Below are 16,606 nucleotides of genomic sequence, written 5' to 3' on the forward strand. Positions count from 1 at the left end.
ATAATATACTTACTTAAAAAGTGCATATGCTTCAAACGGGAGGAGGGTGTATATGGTTGATAATCCATTACAACAAGCTAAGGCAGAAACTATACATAAAAAGCTCAGCAAAAGGAAGGTTCTCTATCGTACGTTCTTTCTATTTATAGGTGCAGTGCTCATGGCCCTTGGAATTGAGGTCTTTTTAGTGCCCAATGATATTATGGACGGCGGAATTGTAGGGATTTCGATTATTCTTTACAATTTAACCGGAATCAAGCTTGGTCTATTTATTTTCCTATTAAATATTCCTTTTTTCTTTATAGGATATAAACAAATTGGGAAAACCTTTGCCATCTCTACTTTGTTTGGTATCACGGTCTTATCTCTAGCGACAAACTATCTTCATCATGTCGCTGCTTTTACACAAGACATGCTATTAGCAACTGTATTTGGTGGAATTGTATTAGGTGCAGGTGTGGGAATTGTCATTAGGTATGGTGGAGCTCTAGACGGAAGTGAAATTCTAGCCATCCTCATTAATAAAAAGTTTCCTTTTTCCGTTGGTGAAATTATTATGTTCTTTAATATTTTCATCTTTGGATGGGGTGGATTTGTTTTAGGATGGGACCGTGCCATGTATTCCATTCTTGCTTATGTCATCGCTTTTAAGACAATTGATATTGTCATAGATGGATTAGACGAATCGAAATCAGCTTGGATTATTAGTGAGAAATATCAAGAAATCGGGGATGCGATCCTTGCCAGATTGGGACGTGGTGTCACGTATCTTAAGGGTGAAGGTGGATTTACCGGAGATGATAAGAAAGTCATATTCTGTATCGTCACTCGATTAGAGGAAGCAAAATTGAAATCTATAGTTGAAGAACTTGATGAATCAGCATTCCTAGCAGTTGCTGATATAAACGAAGTCCGAGGCGGTAGATTTAAAAAGAGAGATATTCACTAGAATGTATGCCACAGCTTAAGTTGCTGTGGCATTATTTGTCGGACTTGACTGTATACCTTTAGGGGTATAATATATAAGAATAGACAATTAATCATGAGTAAATTTATAAGGAAAGTAGTATATAAGGAGGACGAAAGCGTGGAATATAACGACCAAGTAAAGAATCGTGTAAAGCGCATGGAAGGACAGTTAAGAGGAATCTTGAAGATGATGGAGGAAGGAAAAGATTGTAAAGAAGTCATTACCCAACTATCCGCAGTCCGTTCAGCGGTTGACCGCACAGTCGGAGTCATTGTGAGTGCCAATTTAGTAGAGTGTGTGTTAGAAGCTGAGAAAAAAGGCCAAAAAGCTGATGTATTTATTAAAGAGGCAGTTGATTTATTAGTAAAGAGTAGGTAAGAATATAATTTTCTGACCTTATTGGCGAACATGAAAATTTATCGCTCAACTTTCAAAGGATATTGGCGAATTTATAAATTTAAGGGCGAAAACCTACAAGATAACGGCGAAACAATAGACTTTATCTGCATGTAGATGACGCCCTTTATTATATGTTTAAATATACCGCTAGGGGTAAAAATAATTTAAGAGGTGTCAAATGGAGATTATTCAATTAGGGTCACTTGCTATTTTACTCAAATGGCTTTTACTCGGGGTAGCAGTTTTTATAGGGCTACTGTTTTTAAAATACTATACAAAGAAAAGTAGTGATTCTCTATCATTTGACCTTATTTCAAATAGCGTATTTTGGGGCTTTGTTGTTTGGAAACTTAGCTTACTCATCATAGAACCAACGTTAATAATAAATAGTCCGTTATCCCTCTTATACTTCACTGGTGGTTCGACTGGTTTACTGCTAGCCATCATTTTTTCCATCGTCTATGTGTTATGGAAATCTAGAGAGACAAATGTATTAAGGGCAGGCTTGTTCTTTAGCTTGGTCGTTATGAGTGGATATCACCTCTTAATGGTCCTCTTTTTAGACGACCAACATCTATATCATATATTGGTAGCACTCGGATCTATACTTGGTCTATGGTACATAAAAACATCTAAAATTGTAATCAAGGTCATCATTTATTATTCCTTTTTGAGGGTGGCATTGTTACTTGCACTAGTAGACCCTAACGATGAGAGAGTGTTCATCTTCACCTTTGAACAATGGTTTTTTGTTGCCATCATTTTAGTATTATTGATCTTTTGGGAACGTCTTCCTATAAAAAATGAAAATCTTGGAGAAACTAACTAAACCAAGAAAGGGATGAGAGTGAAAAGGATGCCAAAAAAGATTACAGTTTTAATGGGTTTAGCGGTCCTGTTTGTTTGGGGGATCTACGAAAATCATTACGCTGCAAACGAACAAGCAGATCTAGTCGTGACAGCTGATTCTATCGATGAGAATAAAGTGAAAACAGGGTTAATGCAAGGAAATTTGGCTCCTGATTTTACGGTGAAGGCTCTAGATGGAACAGATATTAAGTTATCTGACTTTAGAGGGAAAAAGGTCATTCTTAATTTATGGGCAACCTGGTGTCCACCATGTAAAGCGGAAATGCCGCATATGGAGGAGTTTTACAAGGAGCAGAAAAGTAATAATATCGTAATTTTAGCTGTAAATCTAACCACCGCCGAAAAGAATACAGAAGTTGTAAAAGAGTTTGCACAAGATTACAAGTTAACATTTCCAATAGGCCTTGACCAATCAGGAGAAGTGGGAAAAACGTACCAAGCGATTACAATTCCAACTAGCTATATCATTGATCGAAATGGAATCATCCACCAAAAAATTATAGGACCAATGGATAAGGCAATGATGAAAGAGTTAGTAGATGGTATAGAGTGAAATAAATATAGATATGTAAAGCAATCCTTGTTAGGGTTGCTTTTCTTATGTGAAAAAATAAATTTAGTATGTTAATTAATAATTATTTATTGTAAAACAATAAATAATGGTTTACTATGGAAATCTAAGAATGATTTAACAGTTTGAGGTTTTACAAATAAAAATTTGAGTTTGTGGGAGGGGAGTATATGTCGATCATTTTATTATTAATAAGTGTCATAGGTATTTTAGTTTTTATCATTATTCGAAATCCAATCATCGAGTTACTAGGTAAAAACAATCCAATGGTAACTAGATTAAAGAGAATGATGTGGTTTCAAAATCATTGGTTTTCAGGTATTTTTATCTTTCTTCTGAATGCCCTTCTATTCGGTTTAACTGGACTTATTTTATTCGGTATAACAACGCGACTAATGATTCCATTTATCCATATACCAATTATGTTTGGGGCAGTCATCCTGAGTATTTATTTTTGGTCAATAGTGAACCAGGCATGGAGTGGCAAGAAGAGAGATCGTTTAAAAATGGGGACTGTTGGTAGCAGTTTTTATGCAGTATTAGCCTGTTACTTCGTCTATGAGCTAGTAACTCTTGAACCTCTTTTTCCAGGCGACGATACGTTTATGGCAGCAATTGGTTTATTTTTTGGAATCATTGTCACAACGGTTGCCTTTGCTACTTGCTTGATTATGACAGGGTTTCGTAAACAGAAGCCAGGGGATGTTGGGTGAATAAAGGCCTTCTTGCTGTCTTAATAATTTTGCTGCGTTTCAGAAGGATAACGGCTTCTTTTATGGAAAATAGTAGCGTAGCTTAAAAAAGAGTAGAGAAAGATGTTGGAGGTGTCCTTTATGAGTAAGTTTGAAACTCTTCATTTGAATCGTTATGTAATCGACGTGTATGACTTAGGAATACCGAACCGAACGGGGACTTATTTTCTGAATGAAACGAAAAAAGCCATTATTGATACAAGTGCTAGTCCTTCCATTCCTTATCTATTGGACGGATTGAAGGAATTACAAGTCAATCCCAGTGAAATTGATTATGTAATAGTTACTCATATCCATTTAGACCACGCTGGTGGCGTCGGGCTGTTGCTTCAACATTGTCCGAATGCGACTGTCATCGTCCATCCGAAAGGGGCTAGACATCTTGTTGATCCATCAAGATTAATTCAAGGGGCAAAGCAGGTTTATGGTGATTCATTTAATCAGTTATTTGATCCCATTTTACCGATTCCTGAAAATAGAGTACAAGTTATGAATGATGGAGATACACTTAAACTCAGTGATGATTGTACGTTAACTTTTTTACATACACCAGGACATGCGAATCATCATTTTACAATTCATGACTCAACTACAAATGGTTGTTACACGGGTGATACGGTTGGTGTCAGTTATGAGGTGGTTCTACATCGTCCATTTTTCCTTCCGTCTACTTCACCTAATCAATTTGATCCGGAAATGATGCTTCAATCTGCCAAACGAATAAGAGACATAAAGCCCACATATATTTATTTCGGTCATTTTGGAATGACCCATCAAGTGGAGGAGGTATGGAAACAGCTAGAATACTGGATTCCTATTTTTATTGAAACGACAAAAGAAGTAGTTTCATCAACAGGGGACCAAAATGCCCTACTGCCTAAATTGATAGAAGCCCTACATAAACAGGTAATGGAACAGCTTGAAACGCCAGTGTCAGAGGAAGCACGAAACATGATTAATTTAGATCTCCAAGTTTGCTCGATGGGATTACTTGATTACGTTTCAAAGCTAAAGTAATTAATTTGCTCACAAAATACTCTGGTGAGTAAGGGTTGCAGCTAGCAAACTAAACGCAAGAAAAAGAGTCAAACTTGCAAGTAAATCGAAAAAGTCGCAAGTAAGTCACATAAAGTTGTAAATAAAAATGCCAAACGCAAGAAAAAGAGTCAAACTGGCAAGTAAATCGAAAAAGTCGCAAGTAAGTCACATAAAGTTGTAAATAAAAATGCCAAACGCAAGAAAAAGAGTTAAACTGGCAAGTAAATCGAAAAAGTCGCAAGTAAGTCACATAAAGTTGCAAGTAAAAATGCTAAACGCAAGAAAAAGAGTCCGACTTGCAAGTAAATTAAAAAAGTCGCAAGTAAGTCACGAAGAGTTGCAAGTAAAAATGCTAATCGCAAGAAAAAGAGTCCGACTTGCAAGTAAATTAAAAGAGTTGCAAGTAAGTCACGAAGAGTTGCAAGTAAAAATGCTAAACGCAAGAAAAAGAGTCCGACTAGCAAGTAAATTAAAAAAGTTGCAAGTAAGTCACGTAGAGTTGCAAGTAAAAATGCTAAACGCAAGAAAAAGAGTCCGACTTGCAAGTAAATTAAAAAAGTCGCAAGTAAGTCACGAAGAGTTGCAAGTAAAAATGCTAATCGCAAGAAAAAGACGCCGACTTGCAAGTTAATTAAAAAAGTCGCAAGTAAGTCACGTAGAGTTGCAAGTAAAGATGCTAAACGCAAGAAAAAGAGTCCGACTTGCAAGTAAATTAAAAAAGTCGCAAGTAAGTCACGAAGAGTTGCAAGTAAAAATGCTAATCGCAAGAAAAAAACGCCAACTAGCAAGTAAATTAATAAAGTTGCAAGTAAGCCAATCAAAGTCGCAAGAAATAGTCCTATTTTTAATAAAAACAGACAAACTAAAACCACTAAGTACTCTCCGACTTAGTGGCTTTTTAATAACTAATTTACAATTGAGATAATAAGGGCCTTAAATACTTACTCTACGAGATTTTCAATCTGGTGAGTTGCAAGGATAAGAGTATGCCAATAATTCAAATCCACGTTTTTGAAGAATAGGGGCACTCATCGGACTAGCATCTACAGTTAGTAGAGAAAAGCCTTTTTCTTTTGCATCCTGGGCACGAATGGCAATTAAGGAAGTGTAAATTCCTCGGCCACGATAGTCAGGAAGGGTGGACCCACCCCAAAGACTTCCAAAGGAAGTTCCTTTATGTAAATACATCCAAGCGCCACTTACTACTTTGCCATCGATGATTACAGCATAGATGAATACGTGATTTGGATCATTTTTTAAGTCGCGTTTCAGTCTTTCACCTAGCTCAGCATGAGAAACATTCCAAATTTGATCCTCCAGTTTTACAAGTTCATCTATCCCTTTGTCATCTGTTACTCTGACAATTTCTGGGCCAATCTTCATGCCCAATAGATCTTCTTTAGACATGATATCTAATACCAATAATGCCTCCGGTTCATCAATCGTAAATCCTTTTTCACTTAATAGTTCCTTCAAATTAGAGGGTTGATCATAGTCGAAGTACTTCCATTCAAATGGCTGAGAAATACTTTTGAAGTATTCGATTTCTTGATCAATGACGCTATGAACATTTTTCTCATTTAGTTCGGAATAAATCACGAAGCCTTTTTCACCAAGGGTAGAAACATTACGTACTGTAAATTCTGTTACAATTCTTTGCCAACCAGGATGTTTTGCTTCGATTCTCTGTTCTTTTGTATATATACTGAGTAATTGTTGTTTATTCATGGCAATACCTCCAACTTTAATGCTTATAATATTCCACATCTGTGTAAAATTTACCTTTATTTCCAGGCAAGCTAAAAAAGGCCTAAATCTTTAGATTTAGGCTTACCAAACGATTACTTCTGTTTCAATAACAAGTAAATAAAATAAGGTGCTCCGATTAAAGCGGTCATAATTCCAGCGGCAATTCCCTCTGGTTCAGCAAGGTTTCTTCCTATTGTATCAGCCAGTAATAAGAGAAACCCACCGATTAAGACGGCAATCGGCAAGAAGAGCTGGTGTCTAGGTCCAACTAACGCTTTTGCGATATGTGGTGCCATTAATCCGATAAAGGCAATGCCTCCAGTCACGGAAACTGCGGCTGCAGCTAAAGCAACTGCTGTTAACAGAAGGATGAGCCTTTCTCTTTCAATAGGTACACCCAGTCCAATAGACGTAGATTGACTTAAATTTAATAAATTTAATTTCGTCGCTTTGTACAGTGTGAATGGAATTAAGACAATTAACCATGGAAGGATTGCCACTATAAATGGCCAATCCGTCCCCCAAATACTACCTGCTAACCATTTGGCAATAAAGTCTACTTTTTCTCGTTCCGAAGAAGAGATGAGGACAACCATCATTCCAGATAGAGCCATAGAAAATCCAACACCGATTAGAATTAGCCTAACAGGTTGAAGACCAACCTTTCGATTGTATGAAAATAAATAAATGAGACAAGCCGTAATGAGGGCTCCGATAAATGCTACAGCAGGAAGCAGGTAGACAAAGGAGCCCGCATCAATAGGAAAGTACAAAAAGAAAACGGCAATCGCGACCCCAGCACCTGAATTAATCCCTATGATCCCTGGGTCAGCTAGATCATTTCTCGTAATTCCTTGTAAAATAGAGCCTGATACTGCTAGTGCCATTCCTGCAAGGAGAGTAATAAAGATTCTAGGCAATCTTACAGAAAATAGTACAAATTCTTCTTTAAAGGAGCCTTGTCCGAGCAAAGTAGGAATGAGTCGATCATAGGAAAGAGAGGCGTAACCGAGTCCCATACTTACGACGATAGTTGCGAGAATTAATAAGAAAAAAACGATGAGTAGCAAACGCTGTTTTTTTAGGATGTTAGGATGAATCATGTGAATGCTTTCCCTCCTTTATGAACAATAAACAGGAAGAAAGGAAGCCCCATTAACGCGACGATTGCAGGTACTGGTGTTTCGAATGGTGCGTTTATATTCCGACCCAGTGTGTCAGCGAATAACATAAAAGTTGCTCCGAACACAGCTGACATGGGAAGAACAAATCGGTAGTCCGTTCCAACTACGGCACGTACAATATGTGGAATCATTAAGCCGATAAAGGCAAGATTTCCAACTAATGCTACCGAGGCACCAGCTAACATAATCACAATGACAAACAATAGAAACTTAATTTGTGTAATTTTTTGGCCAAGCCCAATTGCAAGTTCTTCATCTAAACTAAGAATCGTTAATTGTCGGGATAAAAAGAAGGAAATAATAATACCAACGGCGATAAACGGTACAATCACTTGCAGCTGCTCCCACGTTGTACCAATAATTCCTCCTGCACTCCACATGGACACTTCTTTTGTTATTTTAAAATAAAGTCCAATACCTTCCGCAATGGCATATAAAAAGGCAGAAACTGCCGCACCAGCTAACACAATTCGAAATGGTGAGAAACCGCCCTTCTTGGCAGAGCCGATACTCACGACCATGATGGTACCAACCGCCGCTCCAATAAAGCAGGCAATCATAATGGCAAAATAATTGGCTGTTGGAATAAGTGCAATGGTTAAAGCTAGGGCTGCATTTGCTCCAGCTGTTAAGCCAAGTAGACTAGGATCTGCAAGCGGATTTCTCGTAATACCTTGCATAATCGCACCTGCTACGGCTAAGCCAGCGCCCACAAATATAGCCGCAATTTCTCGAGGTAGTCGAATTTCACGAATCATGATTAATGTGTCTGTTTTCACATTAGATGTTAAAGCAAGCCATACTTCCTTGACACTTGTCTCGGCAGCACCGAAAACTAATGAAATAAAAAAGACAGCGATGAAACCTAGTAGACTAATCACTAGTTTCAACAAAAATGGGTATGTTTTCATAAAACCTCATCTCTTCCTAAAAAATTGAAGAACTATGTATAGTATAACTATTTTCTTTCAAAAAGGCTGTTCCGAACCAGAAAACTACTATAAAAAGAGAAGAGGAATTCATGAAAGAATTCCTCTTACTTAATATTACTCACCAAGAAACGATTCAATAAAGAACTCTAATTGGTATTCTAGTGTAATTGGGTCATTGAAATAAAATTCCTTCGCGTTAGCGACAAATGTACGTCCTTCTTTAACAGCAGGAATGTTCTTATAAGTTTCTGATTCCATGAAAGAAGATTCTGTTTCTTCGGCTTTACTCACAATTAAGTAGTCCCCAACGAATTCAGGTAGAACTTCTAGTGATAATGAGTAGAATCCAGGCTCTAAAGCTGTTTCTTTCACTTTTTCAGGCATGTTTAATTTCATTTCTTGATATAAAATTTCTGTACCACGTGCCCAGTTATCACCGAATACGTATAATTCTTTGTTGAAGTTTTCAACAACTGTTACCGTAGCATCTTCACCAATCTTAGCTTTGATTTCTGTACCAGCTTCTTGTGCACGCTTTTGGAAGTCGTTGATCCAAGCTTGACCTTCTTCTTCCTTATTTAGTAACTTCGCAATTTCTAAGTGTTGTGTAAGGTAATCTAATTTACCATAAGTGAATGTCACAACTGGTGCAATTTCTTGTAATTTATCAATGTTCTTTGTAGAAGATAATCCGATAATTAAATCTGGCTCTAACTCAATAATTTTCTCTAAGTTGTCTTCAGCTACTTCTTCAACGCCCTCAAGGTCATAACGTGGATTCATTTTAGACCATGAATCAACACCAACAATCGGTGTTTCAAGTGCTAATACACTTCCAGCAAAAGTAGAAAGTACAACAACGCGTTGTGGATCAGCAGGTACTTCAACAGGCCCATTTTCTGATTCATATGTAATGGTGCCAGCAGCTTCTGTCGTTTCATTAGCCGTTTCTGTTTCGTTTTCAGTTGTTTCCTCTTTTGCTGCTCCGCAAGCTGCAAGACTAAATACTAGCAACAGTAGTAGGAATGGTAGTAGGTATTTTTTCATTTTTTTCTTCTCCTTTTAATAGGTTGTATGTGATACACATCGGTTTATTGGTTCTTGGATCCTTACCGATTTGAGCATCGATTTGAAAAACTTCTCTTAACACTTCATTGGTGATGACGTCTTCAGGAGTCCCTGCTTTCACAATTTGCCCAAATTTCATGGCAATAATAAAATCTGCAAAGCGTGCTGCCTGGTTTAAGTCATGCAATACCATAACAATGGTACGTTCTTGTTCTTCATTTAGCTTTTGAAGAAGTTCTAAAATTTCCAACTGGTGGGCCATGTCCAAGTAGGTAGTAGGCTCATCAAGGAAAATCATTTCTGTTTCTTGTGCTAGAGCCATCGCAATCCAAACACGTTGGCGCTGTCCACCGGAGAGAGCATCAATAGGATGGTATTTGAAAAAGGACGTCCCGGTAACCTCAAGGGCCCAATCAATTACTTCAATATCTCTTTTTGTTAGTCGGCCGAATCCTTTTTGATAAGGGAAACGTCCATACGATACGACTTCACCAACGGTTAATCCACTTGCACTTTCTGGATTTTGAGGGAGAATGGCCATTTTCTTAGCCAATATCTTCGTATTTTCCTTTGAGATACTCTCACCATCTAGAATGACGGATCCTGCCTGATGAGGAATGATACGGGTCATTGCTTTTAATAGTGTCGATTTTCCACAGCCGTTAGAACCGATAATGGTTGTAACCTTTTTATCCGGTATCTCAATTGAAAGATTTTGGACAATTAGTCGATCTTCATAGCCGATATTTAAGTCCTTTGTGTAAAGGCGAACCATAACCTGAGCCTCCAATTTTATAGATGTAAACAATATTGATAATCATTATCAATATAAGTTACAATATAAATATAGTAATAATGAGATTCATTGTCAATAAGATTTAAACAATATATATATCATATCACAAAATGGAGTGATTATTTTGGAGCAGATCGAAACCTTTGATGTGACAATTATTGGAGGAGGACCAGCAGGTTTATATTCTTCCTTTTATAGCGGACTTCGTGAAATGAAAACAAAAATAATTGAATTTCAACCATTCTTAGGTGGGAAGATTCATATCTACCCTGAGAAGATGATCTGGGATGTAGGGGGGCTAACACCTACACCAGGTGCCAAATTAATCGATCAATTAGTAGAGCAAGGACTAACCTTCAACCCAACAGTTGTACTAAATGAAAGAATTACATCCATCTCTAAAGATGAGAAGGGTCTATTTATATTAAAAGCAGCATCCGGTGCAAGACACTACTCCAAAACGGTTATAGTTGCTGTTGGAAGCGGAATCTTAAAACCACAAAAGCTTCATATCGAAGGTGCTGAAAGATATGAAGTGTCAAACCTTCACTATACAGTGAAAACATTGAAATATTTCAAAGATAAGGTAGTGGTGGTATCTGGTGGTGGAAATTCTGCTGTAGATTGGGCTAATGAGTTAGAGCCTATCGCCAAGAAGGTATATGTGGTTCATCGTAAGCCACAATTAACGGGGCATGAAGCCCAAGTGACTCAACTGCTAAACAGTTCAGCAGAGTGTATGTTCAACACTTCTATAACGAAACTCATTGCTTCTGAAAATCAAGAAGAGATTCATAGAGTCGAACTAACCAACCTTGAAACAAGCGAAACCAGTGAGCTAGCGGTCGACGAAATTCTAATTAATCACGGTTTTGAACAAGATGCCTCATTACTAAAGAATAGTGAGCTAGACTTTACATTAATCGATGACTACTACTTAGCAGGTAACTCAACAAGTGAGACCTCCGTGCCAGGGCTTTATGCAGTAGGAGATATTTTAAAACATGATGGCAAATTAAATCTCATTGCCGGTGCATTCCAAGACGCCGCTAACGCAGTGAACAAGGCCAAGCTCTTTATTCAGCCAGATGCGACATCAGTAGGAATGGTATCATCTCATAATGAGGTCTTTAAAAAGAGAAATCGTGAGCTAGTGAAGCAGCTAGTAAGATAAATTGACTAAGTCAGCATAATGTTGCTGACTTTTTTCTTATTTTATAAAGAAAATGCCGGATTAGATGTAAAAGAACACATTCATAACGTAGAAGAGTAAGTTTTGAAACGTCTTAAGCAGGACATAATAGGGGAATTGCACAGTAACTCGAGGGAATTGCACAGTAACTCCAAGGAATTGCACAGTAACTCGAGATAATTGCACAGTAACTCGAGATAATTGCACAGTAATTCGAGATAATTGCACAAAACGTGTTTCGCCAATCCTATATAACAAACCAAAAGGCAAGATAGATCACTACCTTGCCTTTAATTAGCTACACACTCCCGCACCAATTCCTCAATGGCACCCAACTGTTCTTTGTACTGATCCGGCAGGTTTATGTGGCAACACTAGAAGGAATAAATGATGCGTTCTTCGTAACCGTCTTTATTGCAGCAGTCGCATTAGTAATGGCCTTTTTCATAAAAAGAGCAACGCCAGCAGAGGATTCATTAATAGATACAAAACAACCAAAGCTTGCAGAGAATTAAGAGTTTACTTAAAGAGTAGCTCCATATTTTCTCTGGAAGATACTAACAAAATTCCGATACCTAAAACACAAAAATAAGGCATTGTAGAATAAAGCTAATGTCACTATAATGAAGGTTAACCGTTATAATGTAGGGTTTATCAATAAATAGTTAAGTCAACATCCGAGGGTAAATACCTCGGATTTCTAATGGGAAAAGGTGGACATCATGAATAAAAATAAAAAGAGTTTAACAAAACCACTAACTTTGTTTGCATTGACTTGGCCTATCTTCATCGAATTATTTCTTCACATGCTGATGGGAAGTACAGACACATTTATGCTTTCTCATATTTCAGATGATGCAGTGGCAGCTGTAGGTGTTGCGAACCAGTTAATTTTCTTTACGATCCTGTTATTTGGTTTTGTTGCGACAGGAACTGCCGTATTGGTTTCGCAGTATCTAGGTGCGAAGCTTCCGATTGAAGCAAAGAATGTATCCGCCATTTCTATTACACTAAACCTTATATTTGGAATCATTATAAGTGTTGCGGTTGTATTATTTAGAGGCCAGTTCCTCAACCTTTTCGAGTTGACGAATCAAATTTACGATTACGCGAATCAATATTTACTAATCGTTGGAGGAACGTTATTCACACAATCCTTATTACTAACCATTTCTTCCATTTTACGAGCAAACGGATATACAAAAGAATCCATGTTTATCTCTATAATCATGAACATTATTCATGTAGTTGGTAATGCCATTTTTATTTATGGCTTACTAGGTGTACCAGAGATGGGAGTTCAAGGAGTAGCGATTTCAACTGCCTTAAGTAGAGCAGTGGCGTTACTACTAATTTTTGTACTGATGTATAAGCTTTTACCGATTCATATTCAGTGGAAAGACTACTTAAATTTTGATATAAAGCAAATTAAAAAGATTTTAAATATTGGTATACCAGCAGCGGGAGAACAAGCCGTCTATAATACGAGCCAGATGGCGATAACTGCGATTATTGCCATCCTCGGTGCTGAAATGCTAACAACAAGAGTATACGCTTTTAATATCATGTCGTTTATCTTGTTATTTGGCTTAGCAATGGGGCAGGGAACGCAGATATTGATTGGTCACAAAGTGGGAGCAAGGGACTTTGATGGAGCTTATCAACAATTACTAAAAAGCTTAAAATCAAGTATTATTATCACCATCCTTATTGCAATCATAGTAGCCATCTTCAGAGAGCCACTTATGTCCATTTTCACTGATAATGAAGAGATTATTAAGGTCGGTGGATTTTTGTTACTGTTAAGTTTAATACTCGAACCTGGTAGAACGTTTAATTTAGTGGTAATCAACTCTCTTCGTGCTACTGGGGATGCACGTTTTCCAGTATTAATGGCGTTTATCTCGATGTGGGGAATAAGTGTGCCCGTCTCGTATTTACTAGGAATAAAGCTTGGATACGGCCTTGCTGGAGTATGGGTTGCCTTTATTCTTGATGAGTGGCTACGTGGCATTATCATGTACTTCAGGTGGAAAAGTCGAGCATGGGAAAAGAAAATACTAGTTTCAGAGGAACAAGAGAAGCTGGAGGGGCAGAGGGCTAACTTGGTTGGTGCAGATGCTTAAAGGTGGGAAGAGATGCTTGAAGGCATCTCTTTTTCTTTGCTCTCAATACGCATATAATCTGGATTTTCCGCATATATTTAAAGATTTCAGCATATAAATCAGAAATTCCGCATAAATCGTAAGTTTTCCGCATATATTTAAAATTTCACGCATATCCACTATGTTCCCCAAAATAATGAGCTATTCAGATAGACAACAGAGTACACTAAAGGCAATATCCCTCTACATTAACCCCAACAATGCTAATCCATTATAGATCCCATTGTCCTCCACATCGGTTGTTTTCCGATTCGCGTACTGAAACAAGTCGGGATGACCATTCCCCATGGCGAATCCTTCCCCAACAGTCATGAGCATTTCCTTGTCATTCATTCCATCACCAAACGCGATGGCACTTTCCGGTGATAAGCCTAATCGGTCTAAGACAGCTTTTACAGCGACTCCTTTATTAACATGGTCACGAATCACATCTAAACAGTTCGTTAGACCTTTCACGTTAACTGTTGTAAAATGTATTTCTTTGAATTCTTGATAGTGACGAGAAGCCAATTCTTGATCTGTCATAATCGTAATACCTAACACTTCTTGATTAATGGCAGGGCTATATATCGCATTTTGTTTAAGATGAAAGGTATCAATAAATCGCTGAACAATTTCAGGTTCTCTCGAGCTAAACACATTCTTTTCATGTGTATAGAACACCAATTGATGATTTTCTAATTGAGCGATTTCTAAGAAACGGGTAACATCCTTACTTGGCATCGTTTCTTTAAAAATCTCTTCTCCCTCAAAAATGGCGTAAGCTCCGTTATAAGCAATGAACGACGTGATATTTAGCTCTTCACCAAGCTCTTTTATTTCATGTAAAGGACGCCCAGTGGCTAAAAACACAATAATACCCTGTTTTTGTAACCTCTTAATGGCTGTTTTAGTTGAGTCTTGAATGGTGTGATCTGGTCTCAAAATCGTTCCATCGATATCTAAAAAAACTACCTTGTATGCAGACATATAACTACACCTTTCTATGTAGGATAATGTCATTTTATCAGAACGAAGAGCACCAATGATACATATCCCTTTTAAATGATGACAACAATACTTGTGACAAAAGCCGCTTTTCTTTAAATTGAAAACGCTTTATAACGGGCTTATCATAATAAGTGTAAACACGATAAATAATAACAACTACTAGCATAGTTGAAAGGAGAATAAATATGTCAACAAACGAAGGACAAAAGCCTGATGTTCGTGTGAAGATACAGCGCTTTGGTAGTCATTTAAGTGGTATGATCATGCCAAATATAGGAGCATTTATTGCGTGGGGGATTATTACTGCTTTATTTATCCCAACAGGCTGGGCTCCCAATGAAGAGCTTGCTAAGCTTGTAGGTCCAATGATTACGTACCTATTACCATTATTAATTGGTTATACAGGTGGTAAGATGATCTATGATGTACGTGGAGGAGTTGTTGGAGCTACGGCAACAATGGGTGTAATTGTTGGTTCATCCATCCCGATGTTCCTAGGTGCAATGATTATGGGACCACTTGGAGGTTACTTAATCAAAAAATTTGACCAAGTCATTCAACCACGTGTGAGACAAGGATTTGAAATGCTTGTTAATAACTTCTCAGCAGGTATTTTAGCAGGTATTCTAACCATTATTGCGTTTTACACAATTGGTCCTGTTGTTGAAGGATTAAATAATATTCTTGCAGCGGGAGTTGAAGCAATTGTTAATGCGGGGTTATTACCACTTGCCAATATCTTTATTGAGCCGGCAAAGGTATTATTCTTAAACAACGCGATCAATCATGGAATTTTAAGTCCGTTAGGTGCAAAGGAAGCTGCAGAAGCAGGAAAATCTATTCTGTTTTTACTCGAGACAAACCCAGGACCGGGTCTTGGTATCTTACTAGCATTTATGGTCTTTGGAAAAGGTACAGCTAGACAGACTTCACCGGGAGCAGCTATTATCCATTTCTTCGGTGGTATTCATGAAATTTATTTCCCATACATCTTAATGAGACCATTATTAATTCTTGCAGCGATCGCGGGTGGAATTAGCGGTGTGTTTACATTTACATTATTTAATGTAGGATTAGTTGCTCCACCATCTCCAGGAAGTATTTTTGCACTACTTGCCATGACGCCTAAAGGTGGAGGACATATTGGTGTATTAGCGGGAGTTCTAATTGCAGCAGCGGTTTCGTTCATCGTCGCATCTTTAATCTTAAAAACAAGTAAAAAAGGTGAAGAGGAAGACATCGCAGGTGCAGCAGCAAAAATGCAAGAAATGAAAGGGAAGAAGAGTTCTGTAGCTGGAAGCTTTGAAGCGAATGCAAAAGAATTTGATCCTAAAAATGTTAACAAAATCATCTTTGCATGTGATGCAGGTATGGGTTCAAGTGCTATGGGTGCATCCATTTTACGAAACAAAGCGAAGAAAGCTGGATTAAACGTAGATATTACAAACACATCGATCAGCAATATACCAAGTGATGCAGATGTGGTCTTCACTCATAAAGATTTAACGCCACGTGCAAAAGAGAAATTACCAACTGCCCATCATATTTCAGTTGAAAACTTCTTGAACAGTCCTAAATATGATGAGCTAATTGATCAGCTTCAATAAAACATCTAAGAGATTGACTCGTAATTCCGGGTCAATCTTTTTAATTTTGGCAACAAGTGTAATGACGAAGTTGAAACTTCTCTTCCTTGAGAATTAGAAATAAAACCAATATGATTAAATGGAGGGATGTGTTCAAATTTATTTTGACAACAAGTGTAAAGTTCTTATAAGTAGGCTGTTTTTGTATAGATTGTTACTTCCATAAAAATACCAAAAGCCGGATTTTTACTCGGTAGTAGAGTGTCCAGGGTTTTAAATAGAGAGAGTTGCTCTTTTTTAACTATGATCACTTAGGTTCTACGTATTAAAAAGGGTATGCTTTT

At 37.5% G+C, this 16,606-nt stretch carries 17 protein-coding genes; 10 read left to right on the top strand and 7 right to left on the bottom strand.

Annotation, left to right across the window (positions count from 1 at the left end; translation table 11 throughout):
• Positions 1-52 precede the first annotated feature (52 nt).
• From LT143_RS13485 to LT143_RS13510, 6 genes are all read left to right on the top strand, one after another.
• The gene (locus LT143_RS13485; protein ID WP_246943732.1) at positions 53-949 is read left to right on the top strand and encodes a YitT family protein; all 897 of its coding nucleotides are present in this window, start codon (positions 53-55) and stop codon (positions 947-949) included.
• A gap of 138 nt (positions 950-1,087) precedes the next feature.
• The gene (locus LT143_RS13490; protein ID WP_246943733.1) at positions 1,088-1,348 is read left to right on the top strand and encodes a metal-sensitive transcriptional regulator; all 261 of its coding nucleotides are present in this window, start codon (positions 1,088-1,090) and stop codon (positions 1,346-1,348) included.
• A gap of 199 nt (positions 1,349-1,547) precedes the next feature.
• Positions 1,548-2,198 (top strand): hypothetical protein, encoded by a 651-nt coding sequence (locus LT143_RS13495; RefSeq protein WP_246943734.1) that lies wholly within the window; start codon positions 1,548-1,550, stop codon positions 2,196-2,198.
• Positions 2,199-2,225: 27 nt separating this feature from the next.
• On the top strand, positions 2,226-2,792 hold the full coding sequence (locus tag LT143_RS13500) for a peroxiredoxin family protein (RefSeq protein WP_246943735.1): 567 nt from the start codon (positions 2,226-2,228) through the stop codon (positions 2,790-2,792).
• A gap of 188 nt (positions 2,793-2,980) precedes the next feature.
• Positions 2,981-3,523: a hypothetical protein gene (locus LT143_RS13505; RefSeq protein ID WP_246943736.1), complete on the top strand. Its 543-nt coding sequence runs from the start codon at positions 2,981-2,983 to the stop codon at positions 3,521-3,523.
• A 120-nt stretch (positions 3,524-3,643) separates the two neighbouring features.
• Positions 3,644-4,579 (top strand): MBL fold metallo-hydrolase, encoded by a 936-nt coding sequence (locus tag LT143_RS13510; protein ID WP_246943737.1) that lies wholly within the window; start codon positions 3,644-3,646, stop codon positions 4,577-4,579.
• Positions 4,580-4,809: 230 nt separating this feature from the next.
• Here LT143_RS13510 and LT143_RS13515 read toward each other — a convergent pair whose 3' ends face one another.
• The 6 genes from LT143_RS13515 to LT143_RS13540 form a co-directional block, all read right to left on the bottom strand.
• Complete coding sequence (locus tag LT143_RS13515) at positions 4,810-5,472, bottom strand: hypothetical protein (RefSeq protein ID WP_246943738.1); 663 nt, start codon at positions 5,470-5,472, stop codon at positions 4,810-4,812.
• An 85-nt stretch (positions 5,473-5,557) separates the two neighbouring features.
• Positions 5,558-6,328, bottom strand: coding sequence for a GNAT family N-acetyltransferase (locus tag LT143_RS13520; RefSeq protein ID WP_246943739.1), 771 nt, complete (start codon positions 6,326-6,328; stop codon positions 5,558-5,560).
• 113 nt (positions 6,329-6,441) lie between these two features.
• Positions 6,442-7,452, bottom strand: a complete 1,011-nt coding sequence (locus LT143_RS13525; RefSeq protein ID WP_246943740.1) for a FecCD family ABC transporter permease — start codon at positions 7,450-7,452, stop codon at positions 6,442-6,444.
• Positions 7,449-8,444 (bottom strand): FecCD family ABC transporter permease, encoded by a 996-nt coding sequence (locus tag LT143_RS13530; RefSeq protein WP_246943741.1) that lies wholly within the window; start codon positions 8,442-8,444, stop codon positions 7,449-7,451. The genes LT143_RS13525 and LT143_RS13530 overlap by 4 nt, the downstream gene beginning before the upstream one ends.
• A gap of 135 nt (positions 8,445-8,579) precedes the next feature.
• Positions 8,580-9,512 (bottom strand): iron-hydroxamate ABC transporter substrate-binding protein, encoded by a 933-nt coding sequence (locus LT143_RS13535; protein WP_246943742.1) that lies wholly within the window; start codon positions 9,510-9,512, stop codon positions 8,580-8,582.
• Positions 9,466-10,308: an ABC transporter ATP-binding protein gene (locus tag LT143_RS13540; protein ID WP_246943743.1), complete on the bottom strand. Its 843-nt coding sequence runs from the start codon at positions 10,306-10,308 to the stop codon at positions 9,466-9,468. The genes LT143_RS13535 and LT143_RS13540 overlap by 47 nt, the downstream gene beginning before the upstream one ends.
• A 145-nt stretch (positions 10,309-10,453) precedes the next feature.
• Here LT143_RS13540 and LT143_RS13545 point away from each other — a divergent pair, with 145 nt between their 5' ends.
• The 3 genes from LT143_RS13545 to LT143_RS13555 all read left to right on the top strand — a co-directional run bounded on the left by LT143_RS13545 (position 10,454) and on the right by LT143_RS13555 (position 13,647).
• Positions 10,454-11,503, top strand: a complete 1,050-nt coding sequence (locus LT143_RS13545; RefSeq protein ID WP_246943744.1) for an NAD(P)/FAD-dependent oxidoreductase — start codon at positions 10,454-10,456, stop codon at positions 11,501-11,503.
• Positions 11,504-11,886: 383 nt separating this feature from the next.
• Positions 11,887-12,036 (top strand): hypothetical protein, encoded by a 150-nt coding sequence (locus LT143_RS13550; RefSeq protein ID WP_246943774.1) that lies wholly within the window; start codon positions 11,887-11,889, stop codon positions 12,034-12,036.
• 207 nt (positions 12,037-12,243) lie between these two features.
• Positions 12,244-13,647, top strand: coding sequence for an MATE family efflux transporter (locus tag LT143_RS13555; protein WP_246943745.1), 1,404 nt, complete (start codon positions 12,244-12,246; stop codon positions 13,645-13,647).
• A gap of 222 nt (positions 13,648-13,869) precedes the next feature.
• On the opposite strand, the gene LT143_RS13560 is transcribed toward LT143_RS13555, so the two are convergent.
• Positions 13,870-14,655, bottom strand: coding sequence for an HAD family hydrolase (locus LT143_RS13560; RefSeq protein ID WP_246943746.1), 786 nt, complete (start codon positions 14,653-14,655; stop codon positions 13,870-13,872).
• A 206-nt stretch (positions 14,656-14,861) separates the two neighbouring features.
• Between LT143_RS13560 and LT143_RS13565 the strand changes: the two genes are divergently transcribed.
• Positions 14,862-16,283: a PTS mannitol transporter subunit IIBC gene (locus LT143_RS13565; protein WP_246943747.1), complete on the top strand. Its 1,422-nt coding sequence runs from the start codon at positions 14,862-14,864 to the stop codon at positions 16,281-16,283.
• Positions 16,284-16,606 lie beyond the last annotated feature (323 nt).

Origin of the sequence: Bacillus pinisoli, assembly GCF_023036475.1 — a bacterium.
GTDB lineage: Bacteria > Bacillota > Bacilli > Bacillales > SA4 > Bacillus_BS > Bacillus_BS pinisoli.